Source organism: Paraferrimonas sp. SM1919 (assembly GCF_010993985.1).
Classification (GTDB): domain Bacteria; phylum Pseudomonadota; class Gammaproteobacteria; order Enterobacterales; family Shewanellaceae; genus SM1919.
The window spans coordinates 167,215-186,431 of sequence record NZ_WINH01000003.1; the positions used below are offsets into that span (position 1 = coordinate 167,215).

Annotated in this window: 18 protein-coding genes and 1 tRNA gene; 15 read left to right on the top strand and 4 right to left on the bottom strand. The window is 42.6% G+C overall.

From position 1 onward, the window contains the following. Positions 1–16 precede the first annotated feature (16 nt). Positions 17–502 (bottom strand): MarR family winged helix-turn-helix transcriptional regulator, encoded by a 486-nt coding sequence (locus tag GFB48_RS02955; RefSeq protein WP_163930961.1) that lies wholly within the window; start codon positions 500–502, stop codon positions 17–19. A gap of 142 nt (positions 503–644) precedes the next feature. Between GFB48_RS02955 and GFB48_RS02960 the strand changes: the two genes are divergently transcribed. The 8 genes from GFB48_RS02960 (at position 645) to GFB48_RS02995 (ending at position 9,618) form a co-directional block, all read left to right on the top strand. Further along, a complete protein-coding gene (locus GFB48_RS02960; RefSeq protein WP_163930963.1) occupies positions 645–1,943 on the top strand; it encodes an alpha/beta fold hydrolase in 1,299 nt (432 codons plus the stop codon). A 148-nt stretch (positions 1,944–2,091) separates the two neighbouring features. After that, on the top strand, positions 2,092–3,147 hold the full coding sequence (locus GFB48_RS02965) for an efflux RND transporter periplasmic adaptor subunit (RefSeq protein WP_163930965.1): 1,056 nt from the start codon (positions 2,092–2,094) through the stop codon (positions 3,145–3,147). After that, a complete protein-coding gene (locus tag GFB48_RS02970) occupies positions 3,147–6,209 on the top strand; it encodes an efflux RND transporter permease subunit (protein WP_163930966.1) in 3,063 nt (1,020 codons plus the stop codon). The genes GFB48_RS02965 and GFB48_RS02970 overlap by 1 nt, the downstream gene beginning before the upstream one ends. A 175-nt stretch (positions 6,210–6,384) precedes the next feature. Then, entirely contained in the window at positions 6,385–6,747 is a 363-nt protein-coding gene (locus GFB48_RS02975) for a hypothetical protein (protein ID WP_163930968.1), read from the top strand. Between the two features lie 270 nt (positions 6,748–7,017). Then, positions 7,018–7,668 (top strand): DUF3313 family protein, encoded by a 651-nt coding sequence (locus GFB48_RS02980; protein ID WP_163930970.1) that lies wholly within the window; start codon positions 7,018–7,020, stop codon positions 7,666–7,668. Positions 7,669–7,672: 4 nt separating this feature from the next. Then, a complete protein-coding gene (locus GFB48_RS02985; RefSeq protein WP_163930972.1) occupies positions 7,673–8,044 on the top strand; it encodes a hypothetical protein in 372 nt (123 codons plus the stop codon). Further along, positions 8,045–8,497, top strand: coding sequence for a hypothetical protein (locus tag GFB48_RS02990; RefSeq protein WP_205597666.1), 453 nt, complete (start codon positions 8,045–8,047; stop codon positions 8,495–8,497). It begins immediately after the preceding gene. A 182-nt stretch (positions 8,498–8,679) separates the two neighbouring features. Continuing rightward, a complete protein-coding gene (locus tag GFB48_RS02995) occupies positions 8,680–9,618 on the top strand; it encodes a hypothetical protein (protein ID WP_163930974.1) in 939 nt (312 codons plus the stop codon). 57 nt (positions 9,619–9,675) lie between these two features. Here the strand turns inward: GFB48_RS02995 and GFB48_RS03000 are convergent, their stop codons facing one another. Further along, entirely contained in the window at positions 9,676–10,404 is a 729-nt protein-coding gene (locus tag GFB48_RS03000) for a LytTR family DNA-binding domain-containing protein (RefSeq protein ID WP_163930976.1), read from the bottom strand. A 1-nt stretch (position 10,405) separates the two neighbouring features. Further along, the gene (locus tag GFB48_RS03005; protein WP_163930977.1) at positions 10,406–11,404 is read right to left on the bottom strand and encodes a sensor histidine kinase; all 999 of its coding nucleotides are present in this window, start codon (positions 11,402–11,404) and stop codon (positions 10,406–10,408) included. A 302-nt stretch (positions 11,405–11,706) separates the two neighbouring features. On the opposite strand from GFB48_RS03005, the gene GFB48_RS03010 reads away from it, so the two are divergent. Genes GFB48_RS03010 through GFB48_RS03035 form a run of 6 tightly spaced genes read left to right on the top strand, consistent with a single transcriptional unit; the run spans position 11,707 to position 18,067 of the window. Further along, a complete protein-coding gene (locus tag GFB48_RS03010) occupies positions 11,707–12,696 on the top strand; it encodes an NADP-dependent oxidoreductase (RefSeq protein WP_163930980.1) in 990 nt (329 codons plus the stop codon). A 9-nt stretch (positions 12,697–12,705) separates the two neighbouring features. Next, entirely contained in the window at positions 12,706–13,800 is a 1,095-nt protein-coding gene (locus tag GFB48_RS03015; protein ID WP_163930981.1) for a DUF2855 family protein, read from the top strand. 1 nt (position 13,801) lies between these two features. Further along, positions 13,802–14,260, top strand: coding sequence for a hypothetical protein (locus GFB48_RS03020; RefSeq protein WP_163930983.1), 459 nt, complete (start codon positions 13,802–13,804; stop codon positions 14,258–14,260). Further along, positions 14,260–15,165: a haloalkane dehalogenase gene (locus GFB48_RS03025; protein ID WP_205597667.1), complete on the top strand. Its 906-nt coding sequence runs from the start codon at positions 14,260–14,262 to the stop codon at positions 15,163–15,165. Before GFB48_RS03020 ends, GFB48_RS03025 begins: the two co-directional genes overlap by 1 nt. A gap of 25 nt (positions 15,166–15,190) precedes the next feature. After that, complete coding sequence (locus tag GFB48_RS03030) at positions 15,191–16,831, top strand: sulfatase-like hydrolase/transferase (protein ID WP_163930985.1); 1,641 nt, start codon at positions 15,191–15,193, stop codon at positions 16,829–16,831. A gap of 12 nt (positions 16,832–16,843) precedes the next feature. Continuing rightward, complete coding sequence (locus GFB48_RS03035; protein ID WP_163930987.1) at positions 16,844–18,067, top strand: trans-acting enoyl reductase family protein; 1,224 nt, start codon at positions 16,844–16,846, stop codon at positions 18,065–18,067. Positions 18,068–18,222: 155 nt separating this feature from the next. On the opposite strand, the gene GFB48_RS03040 is transcribed toward GFB48_RS03035, so the two are convergent. Next, a tRNA-Ser gene (locus GFB48_RS03040) sits at positions 18,223–18,313 on the bottom strand. Positions 18,314–18,535: 222 nt separating this feature from the next. Between GFB48_RS03040 and GFB48_RS03045 the strand changes: the two genes are divergently transcribed. Further along, complete coding sequence (locus GFB48_RS03045; RefSeq protein WP_240464818.1) at positions 18,536–19,192, top strand: Bax inhibitor-1 family protein; 657 nt, start codon at positions 18,536–18,538, stop codon at positions 19,190–19,192. Positions 19,193–19,217 lie beyond the last annotated feature (25 nt).

Sequence of the window (19,217 nt, forward strand, 5' to 3'; positions counted from 1 at the left end):
TAGAAGCATGCAATTGCTAACGCTTTTCAGCACTATTTTGCATCGGCTCAAGATCAAGTACTGGTGCAGCATCTAACTCAGTAGCATCCATCATGGTCGCTATGCGCTGCATAGAAGAAAGCAATAAAGATTGCTCCCAATCCTCTAAAGCACAAAAATTTTGAATAAAGTGATCTTGCAGAGGTTGTGGCGCTCCAATTAATATTGCTTGCCCTTGTTCAGACAGAAACAGACTGACACGCCTTTTATCTTCAGTACTGCGTACCCTATTAACTAATCCTCTACTTTCTAGCCTATCGACAATATTAGTAACGGTTGCCGCACTGAGATTAATTTGTTTCGCAATCTGACTGGCCATTACCCCTTTTACCCGACCGATTTCTTGCATAATCAACAACTGTGGGCCAGTTAAACCGGAAGATTTATTCAAATGCTTAGAGTGTAAATCAATTGCTCTTATCACTTTACGAATTGATACTAAAAGTTCTTCGTATTTTTCCATTTTAAAAAAACCAGACAAAACATGTTTGGATTATGCCCCCAAGCCTAGCTCTAAACAAGTACAACGGCTAATCTAATATTATGCAGTTCCAGTAACTGCCGTTACAATCATTGGCATTATTAAAAAATAAGACTCGCCACAGATGAAAATAAAGACAACTTTTTACCACGATGGTCTATACCACATCGACCACTCATTTACTGTGCCCCTAGACCATGACGAGCCCCAAGGAGACACCATTAGCGTGTTTGCCCGAGAAGTGACACAGGCAGGTAACGACAACAAACCTTGGCTAGTCTTTTTCCAAGGGGGGCCAGGTTTCCCATCGCCAAGACCCAATGGCAATAACGGTTGGTTAAAACGAGCCCTACAGGACTATCGAGTCTTACTACTTGATCAGCGTGGCACGGGCAATAGCTCGGTCATTAACCATCAAACCTTGGCGCACTTAACCCCAGAGCAACAGGCTCAGTATTTAAGTTATTTCAGGGCTGACAGCATAGTAAAGGACGCCGAGTATATTCGGCAGTGCTTTGGTGTTGATAAGTGGTCAATCCTGGGGCAAAGCTTTGGCGGCTTTTGTTCCTTAAGCTATTTATCACTGTTTCCAGACTCTTTAGAACGCAGCTTTATTACCGGTGGTGTGCCTTCATTAACGCGCCATAGCGATGATGTTTATCAGGCGACCTTTAAGCGCACTTTGGATAAAAACCAAGCGTTTTTTAAACAATTCCCAAATGCTCAAGGCTTATGCCAGCAGATTGCCGCCCACCTAAGCACCAATGAAGAATACCTGCCCAATGGTCAAAGGTTCACCGTTGAACAATTTCAACAGATTGGCATTAACTTTGGCGTCAGTGACACTTTTTTGCCGACTTATTACTTGCTAGAAAGCGCCCTGATTGTTGTGAATGGTAAGCCACAGCTTAGGTATGAATTTTTGAATGAAATGCTAATGCAGCAATCGTTTCAAACCAATCCAATTTATGCCATTTTGCATGAATCTATCTACTGTCAAGGGTTTGCATCAGATTGGTCAGCCCATAGGGTGCGCCAGCAATACCCACAATTTAACTATGATCCACAGCAACCGAAGCGTGAATTCTACTTTACCGGTGAAATGGTATTTCCATGGATGTTTGAGCAGTACAAAAATCTACAGCCGCTGCAACAGGCCGCCGAGATTTTGGCTAAAAAGTCAGACTGGGGCAACTTATATAACCTAGAGGTACTGAAGCAAAACCAAGTACCGCTCAGCTGTGCGGTATACGCCGATGATATGTTTGTGGAAATGGACCTCAGCCGAGAAACTCTAGCGCTTATTCCGAACTCGCAAGCTTGGATCACCAACGAATATGAACACAATGGCATACGCGCTGATGGAGAACATATCCTAGATAAACTCATTAACATGGGCCACTGTGTTTATCACTGCAACTAATCATGGTTCGGCCTGCATTATTGGGGCCGAAGTCACTGTCATCGCGCCATTAATCAATGAATTTAACCCAAGCATTCATTGGTATGTCACTTTTATTTCTAATGCAGCTAAATTTAATTTAACGTTTTAAACTTCATTAGAGATTACCATGCTACAAAAAGCCATAAAAAATCCTCTTATTTGCTTTTATGCTTGTTTACCACTATTGCTAAGCGCCTGCAGTGATACCATCGAAGTGACTGAAGTTCAGTTACCCAAAGTCGTCAAAACCATGACAGTAAGCTCAGAAGATTACATGACTAAACAATTTAATGGCAAAATTGAAGCGAGCCAAAGTATTGATATGAGCTTTCGTATTACAGGTGAGTTGATTGAACTGCCTGTTAAAGCGGGAGAAACTGTAACTAAGGGGCAGTTGATCGCTAAGCTTGACCCCCGTCCTCAGCAAACGGACTTAAAGGCCCAAGAGGCCAGCTTAAAAACCGCTAAAGCCGATTATAATCGAGCTCAAAGCTTGATTACCTCTGGCGCCATCAGCCAATCTGAATTAGACAGCCTTAATGCTAAATATATCTCTGCCAAGGCTGCCTATGAAAAAAGCCAACAAAACTTAGAGTACACTGAACTGCACGCTCCTTTCGCCGGCGTGGTATCTAAACGTTATATTGATAATTTTTCTAAAGTCAGTACATCTAGCAAAATTGTAACCCTACAAAATATCAACCCCCTAAAGGTGATTGTCGATATTCCGGAAAGCATTCTCCAGAGCAGAGGCAGTCGAGGAGATGTGACCTTTACCGCCAAATTACCAGCACTGAAACAAGAGCAACCATTAACCATCAGTGAAATTACTATGATGGAAGATGGCAGCCAGCAATATCAAATTGCCCTAAGTATGATCCCGCCTAAAAATGTTCGAGTTTGGCCAGGGATGTCTGTCAAGGTGAATGGTCGTAAGTTAATGGAAACCAAGAATATTATTCTGCCTAGCCACAGTGTACTCAGTGAAAACGAGGGGCATTACGTTTATGTCATTAATGCCCATGAAGATGGCAGCTTAATGGCCACTAAGCGAACAGTAACCGTTAACGGTGTGAATAAAATGGGCATTAACATCTCCCAAGGTCTTAGCCATGGAGAGCAAGTTATTGTTGCAGGCAGCAGCCAGCTATTTGACGGTCAAAAAGTGAGGCTGAGCCAGTAATGAAAGGACTTACTCAACTTGTATTAAAAAATGCCAAAGTCACCTTATTTTTTATGCTGTGTATCGCCTTTTTAGGCTATAAAGCCTTTGAAACGATTCCGCGAGCTTATGATCCTGGTTTTACTATTCGAGCGGCGCAAGTGATCACTCAATTCCCTGGAGCCAGTCCGCAAAGGGTAGAAGAGCTGGTCACCGACCATTTAGAAAAGGCCATTTTACAAATGGCAGAAATCGACTTTGTAAAAAGCCAGTCTAAAAACGGCGTTTCTATCATTACGGTTAATGTCAAAGAAAGTTACCAAGTCATGCGCCCTATTTGGGACAGCTTAAGACGGAAAGTAGAAAGTGCTGCCACCACCTTGCCCGATGGGGTATCCCAACCCATAGTCAATGATGAATTTGGAGACGTGTTTGGCACGGTAATCGCTATCAGTGGCAATGATTTTAGTTATCGTGACCTAAAACAAACTGCTGAAGATATCCGCAGTGGTTTATTACTGCTTGAAGATGTTGCCAAGATTGATATTTTTGGTATTCAAGAAGAACAAATCAAGCTGGTTTATGACAACCAAACCCTAACCAAATACGGCTTAACCCCAAACTATATTGCCAATAGCTTATCTGAACATAATATCGTGATCAGTGGTGGCTCAATCAAATTTGGTAATGAACGTATTACCTTAGAGCCTACTGGTAATTTTAACAATATTGAAGAAATTACTAACACTCAGATTATCCTGCCGCAAAGTAACCAATCGATTCGACTTGGCGATATTGTGAAAGTCGTCAACAGCTACCAAACCCCAGCAGACAAGCCAGTGTCATTCAGCGGTGATCCAGCCTTAAGCGTGGCCATAGCCATGAAAGAAGGCGGTAACAATATTCGTTTGGGTGAAGATGTCGATGCCTACATAGCGCAATTTGAACAAGGGTTGCCATTAGGCTTAACCATTACAAAAGTGAATGACTCGCCAGCAGAAGTGAAGCAAAAAGTAGAGGATTTCACCTCATCACTGGTGCAAGCTATTGTGGTAGTGGCCATTGTGATGTTTGCCTTTTTAGGCTGGCGCACTGGTATTATTGTTTCTGCACTCATCCCTATGAGTATGCTGATCACCATCATATTTATGATTGAAATTGGTGTGGGTCTTGACCAAATTTCGCTGGCGGCGTTAATTATTGCCCTTGGTATGTTGGTCGATAACGGTATTGTGATGTCGGAAAGCATTCTCAAGCGCCTTGAAAATGGCATGGATAAGGTTGAGGCTGCCATTATCACCGCCAATGAACTTAAACTGCCGTTACTTACGTCATCTTTAACCACCTCAGCTGCCTTCTTACCCATTTTCTTGGCTAAGTCGACCATGGGCGAATACACGGGTTCCCTATTCACGGTAGTGACCATTACCCTGCTGGCATCATGGGTGCTTAGCCTAACGCTGATCCCATTATTGTGTGTGCTATTGCTTAAGGTTAATAAGCAACCTAAAGCTAAGAAAATAAACAAGTTAGTATGGTTTGATAACTTATTAACAGCCTTAATTAATAAGAAATGGCTATTTATCGGCGCTACCTTTGTGGTACTAATCGGCAGTTTTCAGGGAATGAAGTTATTGCCCAGTATATTCTTCCCACCAGCAGAGCGTAATTTCTTTAAAATGGAAGTGATAATGCCAACCGGTACTTCCATTGAATATAATCAGGAAGTTGTGGCGGATATTGAGCGCTACTTAGACACCCTAAAAGCAGATGATACCGGTATTAAAAACTGGGTCGCCTACTTAGGCAGCGGTGGTCCAAGGTACATTCTGCCCCACAGCCCAAGAACCAGTAGCCCTGAATATTCATTTTGGGTGATCAATACCTTTGATTACCATGAAAACCCTGAACTTATGGCTAAAATTGAGAATTACATTAATAACAATCATCCAGATGCGGTGGCGACCCCTCGATTAATTGAAAACGGTAAGTCAGTTTTAAACCCTGTTGAGATCAGAATAAGTGGTTTAGATTCAGAAAAGACCCTAGCTATCTCAAAAGACATTAAACAACAAATGGCACAGATCAATGGTCTTAAAAACATCACTGATAATTGGGGTGAAAAGATTAAAAAAATTAATATTGTCATTGATGAACAAAAGCTTAATCGTGCTGGCTTAAGTCACCAAGATATTGCCCTTAGTATTCAGTCGGCATCGGTAGGCAAAAAACTGACCAGCTACCGTGATGGTGTGTTAAGTATTCCTGTTGTACTGAGCTCAAAAGAGCAAACTCAGCTTGATATTGGTAAGCTTAAGGCGCTGCCTATTTACGGAGCATCTAAGACGATACCGCTGGAGCAACTGGCCACTATTGATGTGCAATGGCAAAACGCCAATATTTACCACAGAAATCGCTTTAAAACCGTAACCGTAGGGGCCCAATTAGAGGGCGAATACACCGCCGTAGAGGGCGTGGCCGCTCTCACCCCATGGCTTGATGAGCAAAGTAAAAGCTGGCCAAATGGTTACTTTTACGAAATTGGTGGCGAGATAGAATCATCGCAAAAATCCACCGCTACCATTGCCGTAAACTTCCCGCTGGCAGGGTTCATTGTTCTAGCCCTATTACTGGCGCAGTTTAACTCGTTTAGAAAACCAGTCATCATTCTAAGCACCATTCCTGTAGCGTTTATTGGGGTAATATGGGGCTTAGTGATTGGTAACAGTTTCTTCGGCTTTATGACCTTCCTAGGCGTGATCTCACTCGCGGGAATCGTAATCAACAACGCCATTGTACTGCTTGAACAAGTACAAATAGAGCAGGATAAAGGATCTGATACTGTTGACGCGGTAATTGAAGCCGCTAAGCAACGCATGCGCCCTATCCTACTCACTACCGCCACTACCGTGCTAGGATTAATGCCATTACTGATCAGCGGCGGTAGCATGTGGCAAACTATGGCCATTGCCATTATTGCAGGCTTGATATTCTCAACCCTACTCACATTAATCTTTATCCCTGTGCTCTACTGCGCGTTATTCCCCAATAACAGTAAACCCACAGAGCTCATCAAACCCTAATCTTTAAAGCCACCCTTGCGGTGGCTTTATTTTATCGACTTAATCGGATCAGCTAGTGCTAAGGTGATGGAATTCATTGTTTCAATTAATAGAACAAATATTGAGATACAATTGCATTTATCGTACGTATTGGTATGCATCCAATATTTTAAGCATGCACAATAGGATTAAAGTTATGCTGAAACTCATTTATAACTCATTGATTGCCATTATATTTACTTTTCTTGTCAGCTCTCATGCGCCTGCTGCTGAGCAACTGGCTGGCAAATGGTTAGCGGAGGATCAATCGACAACTATCGAAGTAAGTAAAGATGCTACTGGTAGTTGGTTAGGGACACTCAATAACGAGCAACAAGATGAGAAAGTACTTATTTTATATGGCATTGAACAACTCTCTTCTGGCTACAGGGCAAAGCTTAATGGCCTTGATAAAAAACGCTTCTTCGATGCGGATATGCAACTGATAGGCAACCAACTTAACATCACCATCAAAAGCGGTTTCTTTTTAAGAACCCTGACTTGGACTAAGCTGCCTTAAAGCTAAATTACTGATCAACGGAAGATAAAGGTATCTTCCGTTGAAACTATTAAAAATGTTCCATTTGTAGTGGCAAACTCAATCCGTTCCCATCCTGTTTTCCAACCTTACCCGCATCATCTAAGGGCACCAACTCCATTTAAACTGCTCATAAAAAATTAAGCTCACCCTTTACCTCTCATTCCCTCAAATTAACCAAACAAACTTTCCAACTGGTAGTCCTTGCCCTTTTAAATTGTAATGGCAGCCTAATTAGCAATGGATACAGTTATGAAAGCCTATTCAATTATTTTACTGACATTTTCATTACTAGGTTGCCAAAGTACGCCTATTAAATCTGACATCAATCAACATAATTACACCCAAAATACTGATGATGCCCTGTGGCAATATTCATGGGTAGCCTCTCAATACCAAGCAGCGGAAGCACTTCAAAAAAAATTTAGTGGATATAACAACTTTACTATCAAACCCACGATTACAGTAAGTAAAAACAGTGATATTGATGAAGAGACAAAACAGCGCTTTATCAAACATTTAGAGCAGCAAACGCAGCTAAAACTAAGCCAATACAAATCCTTTCAAGCTGAGCCTGGTGAGCGCACTTTAGCTATCCAATTTGCTATCAGTAATTTTGAGCGTCCGAACTCTGTGCTTGCCACCACCAGCACTATTTTACCCATAGGTCTAGGTATATCAGCGGTTTCTAAAGCCATTACCGGTGAGCACACCAATGTTGTAAAAGCGCAAATTGAAGTGATGATTAGCGACAGCCAAACTGGCGAGCAAATATTTTCAGCCATCGATATCAGAACAGGTGAAAAAGGCTGGGATAACATCAGCGATCCCGACAAGCAAATCATCAAAATTATTGATAACTGGATCCTTTCCTTAATAAAAACAATAGATAGTGAGAAGTAAAACTATGTTGAAAAATACCACCCTTACAATCGGTACAGTATTAGGTTTAGTTTGTACGACATGTTTCACGCCTGTGCATGCTGATGAAAAATTACAAGGTCAATGGTTAACTGAAAACCAAAACAATATTGTCACAATTAGCCAATCTGCTGATGGGATATGGCGTGGGACCATTACTCAAGCTGAGGATGAGTCACAGCAGCAAGTGTTATTGGTCAACGATATTAAACCCAACAACAATGGTTACACAGCCAAAATCAACGCGATTAAAGCGGGCAAATGGCTTGAAGCAAATTTAAAGTTAAATGGTCAACAATTACAAATCACAGCTCGTCATGGCTTTTTCAGCAAAACAATGACTTGGAGTAAAAAGTAAGTGTTTGATTTTAAATTAGTTCTGCCAAAGGCGATGAATAACCATTACCAAGGTCATAAAGTTGCACTATGGTTCTTCTACATCATCACCGCCGTTACCCTTTGGCGCAGTCAACACCACTTGTTTGCACAAGACGGTGGCGCCCAATCCATTGCTACTATTCCATTACATACATTTAGCAGTGAAGCGACGGCAGCAATCGTCGGTACTTTTGCCCTATGGGGTTTATCACAATTAATCATTGGTTTTTTGTACTTAATAACCAGTCTCTTTTATAAATCACTCATTCCGATGATGTATATATTAGGTATTTTTGAATACTCGGTTAGAGCGTTCTACATTTCTAATTTCAAGCCCATTCCCACCATGGGGGACGCCCCTGGGGCAATTATTAACCTGCCCTTAGTCGTTATTTTTACGACCATGTTGTTACTCTCAATACACAAAAAATAAATGTTCTATTCATGCCGTTATCAAGCAAAGATAACGGCTTTTTTATTCGCTCGAACTCACTCAAATCCACTGTCTTTATTGGCTACCCATTCAATCGTTTAAGCGCCCAACTCACACATTAAAATTACAAATAAGCAATTGATAAATATAGACTTATACCGAATTATTAATAAGGAGTAACAATGAATAAGTTAACACTTTCGGCACTTTCCCTAGCCCTAGTAACTACATTAAGCGGCTGTGATGATAATGACTCTGATCCTATCCATTACAGCAAACAAGATTGCTTAGCCCAGTCCGATCCACATTTAAAATCCACCACTTGGATTTGTGATGCGGTTGAACAGGTTAACCTGTTGACGGATATCAGTGAGCAGCAGAAATCAGACATCAATGCCGATTTATTGTTAGCCGCCCAAACACCTGAACTTGCCTGTGACAGCGACACAGACTTTGGGATTTTGGGATATCAGAAGCTGCAATCCAGTTCAAACGAGCTGTCAAAAATCATTGAAGATACCGAACTTAGGGTGTGCTCTAAGATTGCTATTCATGAGGGTTACTGGGTATCTCAAACCATAACCCCCGATGGTATTATGATTGACACCATCAATGATTTACACATTGATGCCGCCACTGGCAGTGTCGTGGTTTACGCCCAACAAAAGAATGGGGAACAAATTCTTGCCCCTATTCAAATTGGTTTAGAACAATGCATCACCTTAGCCGATAATTCCAAGGCCTGCTCACACCCTGATGCGGTTTACCTAAATGAACAAGGACAAGAATTACAACAGGCAGAAGGTACTGGAAGCTGGTGGGTGAAACATGAGTGGAATTTAAATGATCAAACAACTGAATTCAAAATGTGTAACCTTGGGGTCTCAGAACATTATCATTGCGGTATGGTAAAAGGTTTTGTACTTGAAGATGGATTAACCATGCAAGTCGGTACCGAAACTAATTACAACCTAAGAACCGTTTACCTTGAGCAAGATCCTGTTCGATACTCAGTGACTTTAAAGCAAGCTACCTTCCCAGCAATGGAGCTATTATGGGATTGTGCTGAAACGGCATCAGCACTTAATGGCAAAATTCGCAACTGCCCTAAAGCCCAATAATCCATAAACACTACCTATAAAAAGAGCCCATAAATTGGGCTCTTTTCAAACTAAAACCTAGCTAAACATCTCTTTAATAATCGGCGCTTTGGCCCTGGCCACAGGTAAGTAATCCTCTACCTGCTCCAATTTCACCAGCATGTTTCTGCCCTCTTTCGATATTTGCATTATCTTATCAAGTTGCACTAAGTGACTTCTATGCACGCGCATAAAACCATGGCTTTCTAGTTGCGATTCAAAGTCATTTAAGCTTTCTTCGGTAATGATTGAATTCACCCCTATTTGCTCGAAACCAGCCTGGGTTAGATTGACCTTTTGATATCGCCCAAGTGATTCAATGTAAACGATATTTTTGACTTTCACTAAATGACGGTTTTTACCGTCATAAATACTGATTTTAGCATCATTTTCATCACTACTTTTCGGGGCTTGCTGACGAATTTTATCTAAACACCTTGCCAAACGCTCAGGTCGAACCGGCTTCATTAAATAATCACTGGCCTTGGTATCAAAGGCATCAAGGGCATACTCGCTGTAGGCGGTAACAAACACTAATGAATAGTCCACATTAGCGGTCGCCTTGGCTATATCAAAGCCATTAAGCTCTGGCATTTCAATGTCTAAAAACACCACATCAGGTTTAAGGGAATAAATAGCTTCAATGCCTCGTTTAGGGTCGCTAAAAGTTCCCACAATAGTAACTAGACTCTGTTGTTCTAGAGCATAAATTAAAGCTTTGCGAGCGGCTGCCTCATCATCAATGACAATTACATTCAATGGCTTCATTTTATTTTTCTTTTGGTATAGTGATTTGAGCAACAACCGTTTTGTTCTGTTGCTCTATATGAAAAACAGCATCTGGCATTAATAGGTGCAGAGTGTCATGAATATTTTGATGACCACTACCTGGTCTAAATTCTATTGACTCATCAAATGGCCAAGAATTACTAACAATAATGGTTAATTGCTTGTCATCTAAAGTTGCTTCTACCCTAATAAATACAGACTGGCGGGTTTTACTCAACACATGCTTAATTGCGTTCTCAACAAGAGGTACAATCAACATGGGTGGAATTCTAACTTTCGACAGCGAGGCATCAACATCTATTTGATAACTTAAACGCTCTTCAAAGCGCACCTTCTGGATGGCGAGATAGTGCATGATGAGTTGTAACTCATCCGTTAATTCAATCTGATTTTTTGAGGATATTTCTACTCCTTTTCTGAGTAAATCACTTAAGTCATACAGCACACTTTGTGCAATATTTGGCCTCGAATGGATTTCACCGGCAATCAAATTTAAGGTGTTAAACAAGAAGTGTGGATTAGTCTGTAACCGCAAAAGGTTAAGCTCAGATTGCTTCAGGCTTAGCTCTAAGTTTAATGCCCGCTCCCGTGCCCGCCACAGATGCCTAAAAATGGTATAAATGGCGACCTGTAGCTGCAAGTTAATAAAACCTAAAATTTGGAATCTAGGCATAGGATCAAACTGGGGCGGGAAAAAGCCTACCGCCACTTCGGCAGCCGCGACTCCTAACAAAAAATTTATGCCAAGGTTTAACGATAAGTTATTTTGCAATTGAGACTTAAATTTAAGCTCAATTAACTTACTCACTAAACCAAAAAACCAGCAAAAAGTAATAATTAAGCCGGCAAATGTCGGGAAAGACCCAAACCTTACTTCTATAACATCTAGATATATCAGCACCATTAAAAAGAAGCCGATATTGATCAGAGGCCAACCTAAAAATACAAACCAATCTAAGCGGGTGACTTTATTATTCACACTTTGTCCCGTTCATTCTACAAACCACCTATTATACCCAAGCTCGTGATTGCTTATGCACCATTCATACTAGGATTTGAACCATTGATAACAGATGAATTTTGTTTAGTTGTTGCACACAAAAAAATATTATGACACAGTAAATGACACAAGTTTTTTAGCTGGGGCGAAATACCATACCCAGACAACCACAGCTCTGCATTTACGCTGTGTTTGCCGGCCCGGCGCATTTTTAAATTAAACAGTCGCTAAGCCTTATTAAAAACTCACAGCTTGCTGACAAAATGACAAGGACAGTTGCTATGGTGACCCAAATTCGTACTACCGCTTTTTTCGATGGTACGACTGATAAAGTTTTTAAACTTACCCATGATACCCCTAAACCTCTGCAAAGCGGAGAGGTGTTAGTTCGAACTGACTGGATATCCATTGACCCAGGAATGCGCGGCTGGATCACCAATAAGCGTAGTTATATGCCTCCAGTGCAACCCGGTGAAGTGATGCGCTGCTTTGGTATTGCCGAGGTACTCGAATCTAAATCGGATAAATTTAAAGCCGGTCAATTTGTGACGGGCTTTATGGGGGTGCAAACCCAAGGTGTCGTCAGTGACGCCCTTTTACGTCCAGTAGATTTATCCCTTGCCAGCCCCCAAGATTATTTAAGCGGCCTAGGGATGACCGGCTTTACCGGTTATTTTGGCATGAGCGATATTGGTCAGCCCAAAGCGGAGGAAACCGTGGTGGTATCCGCCGCCAGTGGCGCGGTTGGTTCCATTGCGGCACAGGTGGCGAAACTTGCCGGTGCCAGAGTGATTGGCATTGCGGGCGGCCCACAAAAATGCCAATACCTATTAGACACGTTAAAACTCGATGGCGTGATTGATTATAAAAATGACGACATCAAAAGCGCCCTAAAACAGCACTGCCCCAAGGGCATTGATGTTTATTTTGATAATGTCGGCGGTGACATTCTCGAACAAGTGATTGCGCGAATGCGTTACCAAGGCCGCATTGTTGTGTGTGGCTCCATTTCCCAATATAGCGACTTTGCCAATGCCAAAGGACCAAACAACTTTATCGCAGTGATCACACAAAGCCTTAAAATCCAAGGCTTTACCATGAAAGATTACATGCACCGCATTCCTGAGGCATTTAACTATTTACTTAAAGCGAAACACAGCGGCGAAATGATTTTTAGGGAACACATTTTACAGGGTATAGAAAGCTTTGAAGAGGGTTTAGCCATGATTTATAGCGGTAAAAACCATGGCAAGCTACTGATAAAATTATAAGGAAACCCCATGCAGCAAACGGAAATTTGGACAAATAAACAAGACTTTAGCAATACTAAGGTGGTGACATCTGAACTCAGCGAGCTCACAGATGGGCAAATACGAGTCGCCATTGATAAATTCGCCCTTACTGCCAACAACGTCAGTTATGCCGTCTCTGGCAATATGATTGGTTATTGGGACTACTTTCCAACCGGTGATAGCGATTGGGGCAAAGTCACCGTTTGGGGCATGGCGGATGTGATTGAATCTAAACACCCAGATATTCAAGTGAGCGAACGCATTAATGGCTTCTTCCCTATGGCCAGTCACCTAGTATTATCACCTGGTAAAAACAAAGCCAATTACTTTGTGGATGCCAGCGAGCATAGGCAGTCTTTACCGCCCTTTTATAATCAATATAACCGTTGCCAAGGTGAGCCTGAAATCATGGCTCAACTTGAAAACGAGCGCTGTATTTTATTCCCGCTTTATTTTACTGGTTTTATTATTAGCGACTTTTTGCAGCAAAATGAGTGGTTTAACGCCGAGCAAATTATTATCAGCAGCGCCTCTTCCAAAACTGGCTATGCCCTTGCGGCTTTCTTAAAGCAAATGGGCTATCAGGGCCGAGTCATAGGCCTGACCTCTAACGACAATACCCAGTTTGTGGAGAGCCTAGGTTTTATTGACCAAACCATTACCTATGACAACATTCAACAAATTACCCAGCAAGCAAGCGTCTATGTGGATATGTCGGGTAATGCCCGGTTACAAAAGTCATTACATCAACACCTTGGCGATCATATGAAAAGCAGTCAAATGGTGGGGGCAACCCATTGGCAAAGTGGCGCTAAAGCCCAAGCATTACCAGGGGCTAAGCCTGAATTTTTCTTTACCCCTAAGCATATGGCTAAACGCATTAGTGATTGGGGCCCGAAAGCGTTTAATCAAAAAATCTTCACTGCTGGGGCAGGTTTAGCTATGCAATTAAGAGGCTTAATTGATTATGAGTATCACCAAGGCACTGCCGAGGTTGAGGCCATCTGGCAAGCGCTACTAAACAACCAAGTATCAGGCAAGCGTGGCATTATGGTGTCACTGTTCGATAAGGAAGCCAACTAACATGAACATGGCGTTATTATTTCCCAAAATCATCGACAATCAATACCGAGGCCATAAGTTGGCACTTTGGTTGTTTTGTCTGCTTACTGTGGTCTTTATTGGCCGCGCATTAATCCATGCCCTTGCCCCAGATGGTGGGGCCCAGTCAATTGCGACTATTCCCTTAGACAGCTTTAGTCACGATGGAGCCAATGCTGTCATTGGTATATTTGCCCTATGGGGTTTTGTGCAACTGGTTACCGCTATCTTGCATGTAATCGCCATTATTAAGTACCGCGCCATGATTCCGCTGCTTATTTTACTTACTTTAGTGGGGCAGCTATTTCGATTATTTAGCATGAGCAATAAACCCATCCCTGTTGAGGGCACAGCTCCTGCTGGCGCCACCGCTTGGCCATTGTTTATCATACTTTGCATTATGCTGCTGCTGTCATTGACTCCCCGAAAGGAGTTCAAATAATGGTCATGAACATACTGCGCACTCCCGATGAGTGCTTTCAAAATCTTGCCGATTACGACTTCGAGCCTAGCTACACCACCATTAACGACGATGACGGTACCCCAATTCGTATTCACAGTATTGATATTGGCCCTAAAGATGCTAAACCCATTTTATTAATGCATGGCAATCCGACTTGGTCCTATATTTATCGTCATGTAATCAACGCATTAAAAGATTCAGGTCGACGCATTATTGCGGTAGATTTGGTTGGCTGCGGCCGCTCTGATAAGCCGGCGAAGCGTAACTACTATACCCTAGCCCGCCACCATCAATGGCTATCCAAATGGCTGATAGCCAACGACCTTAATGACATCACCTTAGTCTGCCAGGACTGGGGCGGCACCCTAGGGTTAAAACTGGTGGCAGACTTCCCAGAACGCTTTGAAAAAGTGTTTGCCACTAACACCGGACTGCCTATTGGCAAAGGCAACAAATGGTTGATTTGGTGGCTACGAATTATGCGCTTTATGCCAAGCTTCCCTTGGACTTTAGGGCTGAAAAGGGCCATGGTCTCTAAGGGGTTATCTAAGGCAGAATTCGCCGCCATTAAAGCCCCCTTTCCGTCCATAAAATACCAAGCAGGAATATTAGCTTTTCCGCAATTGATTGCCATTAGCCCGGATAACCCTGGCACCGCCGCCAATAAAGCCGCCTGGGCAAAGCTGGCTGACTTTGATAAACCTTTTGTGACTGTTTTTGGCACCCATGATCCTGTCACTCGAGGAATGTCTCAAGTACTGCAAAAACATATTCCAGGTTGTCGTGGTCAAGCCCATAGCAAACTCATAGGGGTAGGACATTTCTCACCTGAAGAAGCACCGCATGAATTGGCCGTTCAAATTAAAAAGTTTCTCACTGTATAGAAAGCAACATTATTAGGGAATAACTATGTGGAAAAAGATACTCTTTGTATTTGTTGGTTTTATTGTGATTGCCTCTACCCTAGTATGGTTTAATCGCATCGAAATCTTATTACACCTTGCCACTGAAAGAAGCCAGCAAAGACAAATTGCTGGCAACCAAGATATTCGCTGGCAAAGTGGCGATGCGATCCAGTCAGACCAGCCTAACATCGTCATGATTGTGATGGATGATATGGGTATTAATGACGTGTCCACCTATGGCGGCGGCATGATCCCAACCCCTAACATTGACAAACTTGCTGCCCAGGGCGCCATCTTTACTAATGGTTATTCTGCCCACGCAAACTGTGCTCCGGCACGGGCAGCGATGATGACCGGGCGAGATTCCACCCGTACCGGTTATGATGTCACCCCTACCCCAAAAAATATGGGCCGAATGATTGTCACTATTGCTAATTCTGACCTGCGGGATAGACCTAAAGCTATTTATTACCCTGAAGCTGATAAAGCCAACCCAGACTTCGAAAATCGTGGTTTACCCGGTCAAGAGCTGACCATCGCAGAAGTTTTGAAAAAAGCTGGCTACCGTACTTTACATATAGGTAAATGGCACCTTGGCCGCAACCAAACCATGAACCCCAATGCTCAGGGTTTTGACGAGAGCCTAATGATGGGTTCAGGGCTATACCTGCCTATCGAACATCCTGAAGCGGTAAATGGGTTTGTTGATAGCTCAGCCATTGACCGATTTTTATGGGCGGGCATGAATTATGCCGTGGTTTGGAATAACGGCCCCTGGTTTGAACCAAAAGGTTATTTAACCGACTACTTTTCCAATCAAGCTGAGCGTGCGATTGAAGCCAACAGCAATCGCCCTTTCTTTTTGTATTTAGCCCATTGGGGACCGCATAATCCTATTCAAGCAACACGCAGTGATTATCAAGCCGTAGGGGATATTACCCCACACCATAAACGGGTTTATGCTGCCATGCTGTATTCTTTGGATCGCTCGGTCGGCAACATTATGGCCAAACTCGAACAACAGGGCTTGAGTGAAAACACTATAGTGGTGCTCACCAGTGATAACGGCGGTGCTGATTATGTCGCCATTGACGATCTGAATAAGCCCTACCGCGGGTGGAAGAACACCTTCTTTGAGGGGGGCATTCGCGTGCCATACACGATTAGGTGGCCGGGTAAAATTGCCCCAGGTACCACCATTGATGAGCCGGTTATCCATTATGATTTAATGCCGACTCTGGCAGCCGCAGCTGGCGTCGATTTACCAAGTGACAGAGACTATGACGGTGTCGATCTTGCCCCACTTTGGTCACAAGATGACAAGGCCTTTACCCGTAACAATGATGCCATGTTTTGGTCGACAGGCAGCTACCGTGCGGTACAACAGTCAGGCTGGAAACTCCAGCTTAACCCAGCATCTGGGCAGGAATTTCTCTACAACCTCAATGTCGACCCAACAGAAAAAAACAATTTAATCGCCACAGAAACCGACAAACTGGCCAGCCTAAGAAGCTTGATTGATGAACATTTTGCCAATGCAGTGGAACCCGTTGCCCAGTCTATTTTATTGGCCCCTGTTTCTATTGATAAAAGTGGCGAGAAATGGTTTGAACAAGACGACGAATACATTATGTGGAATAACTAGGAATACATCACAATGGATAAAAAATACGACATCGTCATTTACGGTGCCACCAGCTTTGTAGGTGACATTATCACCGGTTACTTAATGGAGCGCTACCGCGACCAGAGTGAATTTACTTTTGCCCTCGCGGCCAGAAATGAAGCTAAATTACTTGAGCTAAAACAGAAACATAAAGCCCAAGATGTTGATCATATGGTGGCAGACAGCTTTGATGAACAAGCCCTTACCCAAATGGCTAACTCTGCCAAGGTGATTTTATCAACTGTTGGCCCTTATGCCCTGTACGGTGAAACCTTAGTTAAGGTTTGCGCCTATACCGGCACAGATTACTGCGATCTTACCGGTGAAAGCCACTGGTATAAGGCCATGCTAGATAAATACCATGATAAAGCCGTCGAGACCGGTGCCCGCATAGTACCAAGCAGTGGCTTTGATTCTATCCCTTCGGATTTAGGGACCTACTTTGTCCAGCAACAGGCCAAGTCTCAATACGGTGAACCCTGTAAAGAAGTGAAAAACGTGGTCGCCAAAATTAAGGGTGGCGCCAGTGGTGGTACTATTGCCAGTGCCTTTAATATTGCCAAAGAGGCCGCTAAAGACAAATCCATTCGCAAAGTACTGTTAAACCCTTTTAGTTTCTGTCCAAAAAATCATGGATTTAGCGCTAAACAAGATTCTGTCAGCAAAGCCAAGTACGACAAAGACTTTAATGCCTACCTTGGCCCATTTGTGATGGCCTTAGCTAATACTAAAGTGGTGCATCGCTCTAACGCATTACTTAACAACGCCTACGGAGATGATTTCAAATACTTAGAAGCCTCAAAAATGGGCAAGGGTGAAAAAGCAAAAAAAGCCGCCAATAAAATGGGCTTTGGGTTGAAGTGGTTTATGATTTTAGCGGCTGTCGCTCCCACAAGGTGGCTCCTTAAAAAGTTTCTTCCTAAACCAGGTCAAGGGCCCACAGCTGAACAACAACATAAAGGCATGTTCGAAATGCATTTGCTCGGTAAAACCCAATCAGGAAATATTATCGAAGCTCAAGTCTGTGGCGATAAAGATCCCGGCTACGGCAGCACCTCTAGGATGATCCTTGAATCCGCTATTTGTCTGCTGCACACCTCGCCAGAAACAAAAGGCGGATTCTGGACACCAGCAGCCTTATACGGTAACACACTGCTACAAAGGTTAGAAAAAAATGCCGGTTTAAGTTTTAAACTTATCAATTCAACGAAATAAGCCATACCATCAAAGTTAATAGCAAAAAAACCGCTCACTTGAGCGGGCTTTAATGTGGCAAAGTGATAGGAATTTGAACCCTCAAGATAAAGAGCTGCTATTAACCTGAGCTTAATACGAAAAAACCCGCTAACAAGTAGCGGGTTTTTCTTATGTGGCGGAGAGATAGGGATTTGAACCCTAGATAGGCTATTAACCTATGCCGGTTTTCAAGACCGGTGCTTTCAACCACTCAGCCATCTCTCCGAAGCGGGATGAATAATAGTGGCATCCTAAGAATGAGTAAAGTGTTTCTTATAAAAAAACTGATCAACTGCATGGTTTTTAAACGTATTGTTTAAAAATAAATAAAAAATAATGATTTTTATACAAAAATACACTTGAACAAAACGTCCATTGTAGACAGAATGAACTTTAAAGGAAGTTTTCAATCTAACCGGTATAATCGTTACTTCATAAGGAATGAATATGAATAATCAATACTCTGCTACTTATGGCAAAGTCGAAGGCATGAATAAGGTGTTAAAAAATACCTATTTATTATTGTCTATGACTTTACTGTTTTCCGCTATCACTGCAGCGATTTCTATGAGCATTGGCATCAGCCCAATGATGGGATTAGGTTTATCCATTGGCGGTTTAATCCTACTGTTTGTCACTCTTCGAAAAGCTGAAGGTGCATCAGGTCTGTTTTGGATTTTTGCTTTTACTGGCGTAGAAGGCGCATCATTAGGTTGGATACTTAACTATTATGCAGGTATGGCTCACGGCCCAGAGCTCATTATGCAGGCCCTCGGTTTAACCTCCGTAATTTTCTTGAGTTTATCGGCTTACGCGGTCACCACTAAGAAAGATTTCTCATTTATGGGTGGTTTTTTGTTTGCTGGCCTAATTGTGGCGATTGTACTGGGGATCGTAAACATCTTCGTGCAATCCTCTGCAATGTTTATGGCTCTCAATGCGGGCGTCGCCATGATCATGACCGGCCTAATTCTTTATGATACTAGCCGTATCGTCAATGGTGGAGAAACCAACTACATTCGTGCCACTATTTCATTGTACTTAAACTTCTTAAACTTGTTCCTTTCATTACTGCACCTGCTGGGCTTTAGCAGTGATGATTAAGTCCTTAAGTGACTTAAGCTAAAAA

Excerpts from the sequence above, each read along its gene's own strand:
- GFB48_RS03045 (WP_240464818.1), top strand. The coding sequence starts at position 18,536 with ATGAATAATCAATACTCTGCTACTTATGGCAAAGTCGAAGGCATGAAT.
- GFB48_RS03030 (WP_163930985.1), top strand. The coding sequence starts at position 15,191 with ATGTGGAAAAAGATACTCTTTGTATTTGTTGGTTTTATTGTGATTGCC.
- GFB48_RS03025 (WP_205597667.1), top strand. The coding sequence starts at position 14,260 with ATGGTCATGAACATACTGCGCACTCCCGATGAGTGCTTTCAAAATCTT.
- GFB48_RS03035 (WP_163930987.1), top strand. The coding sequence starts at position 16,844 with ATGGATAAAAAATACGACATCGTCATTTACGGTGCCACCAGCTTTGTA.
- GFB48_RS02960 (WP_163930963.1), top strand. The coding sequence starts at position 645 with ATGAAAATAAAGACAACTTTTTACCACGATGGTCTATACCACATCGAC.
- GFB48_RS02995 (WP_163930974.1), top strand. The coding sequence starts at position 8,680 with ATGAATAAGTTAACACTTTCGGCACTTTCCCTAGCCCTAGTAACTACA.
- GFB48_RS02970 (WP_163930966.1), top strand. The coding sequence starts at position 3,147 with ATGAAAGGACTTACTCAACTTGTATTAAAAAATGCCAAAGTCACCTTA.
- GFB48_RS02955 (WP_163930961.1), bottom strand. The coding sequence starts at position 502 with ATGGAAAAATACGAAGAACTTTTAGTATCAATTCGTAAAGTGATAAGA.
- GFB48_RS03015 (WP_163930981.1), top strand. The coding sequence starts at position 12,706 with ATGCAGCAAACGGAAATTTGGACAAATAAACAAGACTTTAGCAATACT.
- GFB48_RS03010 (WP_163930980.1), top strand. The coding sequence starts at position 11,707 with ATGGTGACCCAAATTCGTACTACCGCTTTTTTCGATGGTACGACTGAT.
- GFB48_RS03020 (WP_163930983.1), top strand. The coding sequence starts at position 13,802 with ATGAACATGGCGTTATTATTTCCCAAAATCATCGACAATCAATACCGA.
- GFB48_RS02980 (WP_163930970.1), top strand. The coding sequence starts at position 7,018 with ATGAAAGCCTATTCAATTATTTTACTGACATTTTCATTACTAGGTTGC.
- GFB48_RS02965 (WP_163930965.1), top strand. The coding sequence starts at position 2,092 with ATGCTACAAAAAGCCATAAAAAATCCTCTTATTTGCTTTTATGCTTGT.
- GFB48_RS02975 (WP_163930968.1), top strand. The coding sequence starts at position 6,385 with ATGCTGAAACTCATTTATAACTCATTGATTGCCATTATATTTACTTTT.
- GFB48_RS02985 (WP_163930972.1), top strand. The coding sequence starts at position 7,673 with ATGTTGAAAAATACCACCCTTACAATCGGTACAGTATTAGGTTTAGTT.
- GFB48_RS03000 (WP_163930976.1), bottom strand. The coding sequence starts at position 10,404 with ATGAAGCCATTGAATGTAATTGTCATTGATGATGAGGCAGCCGCTCGC.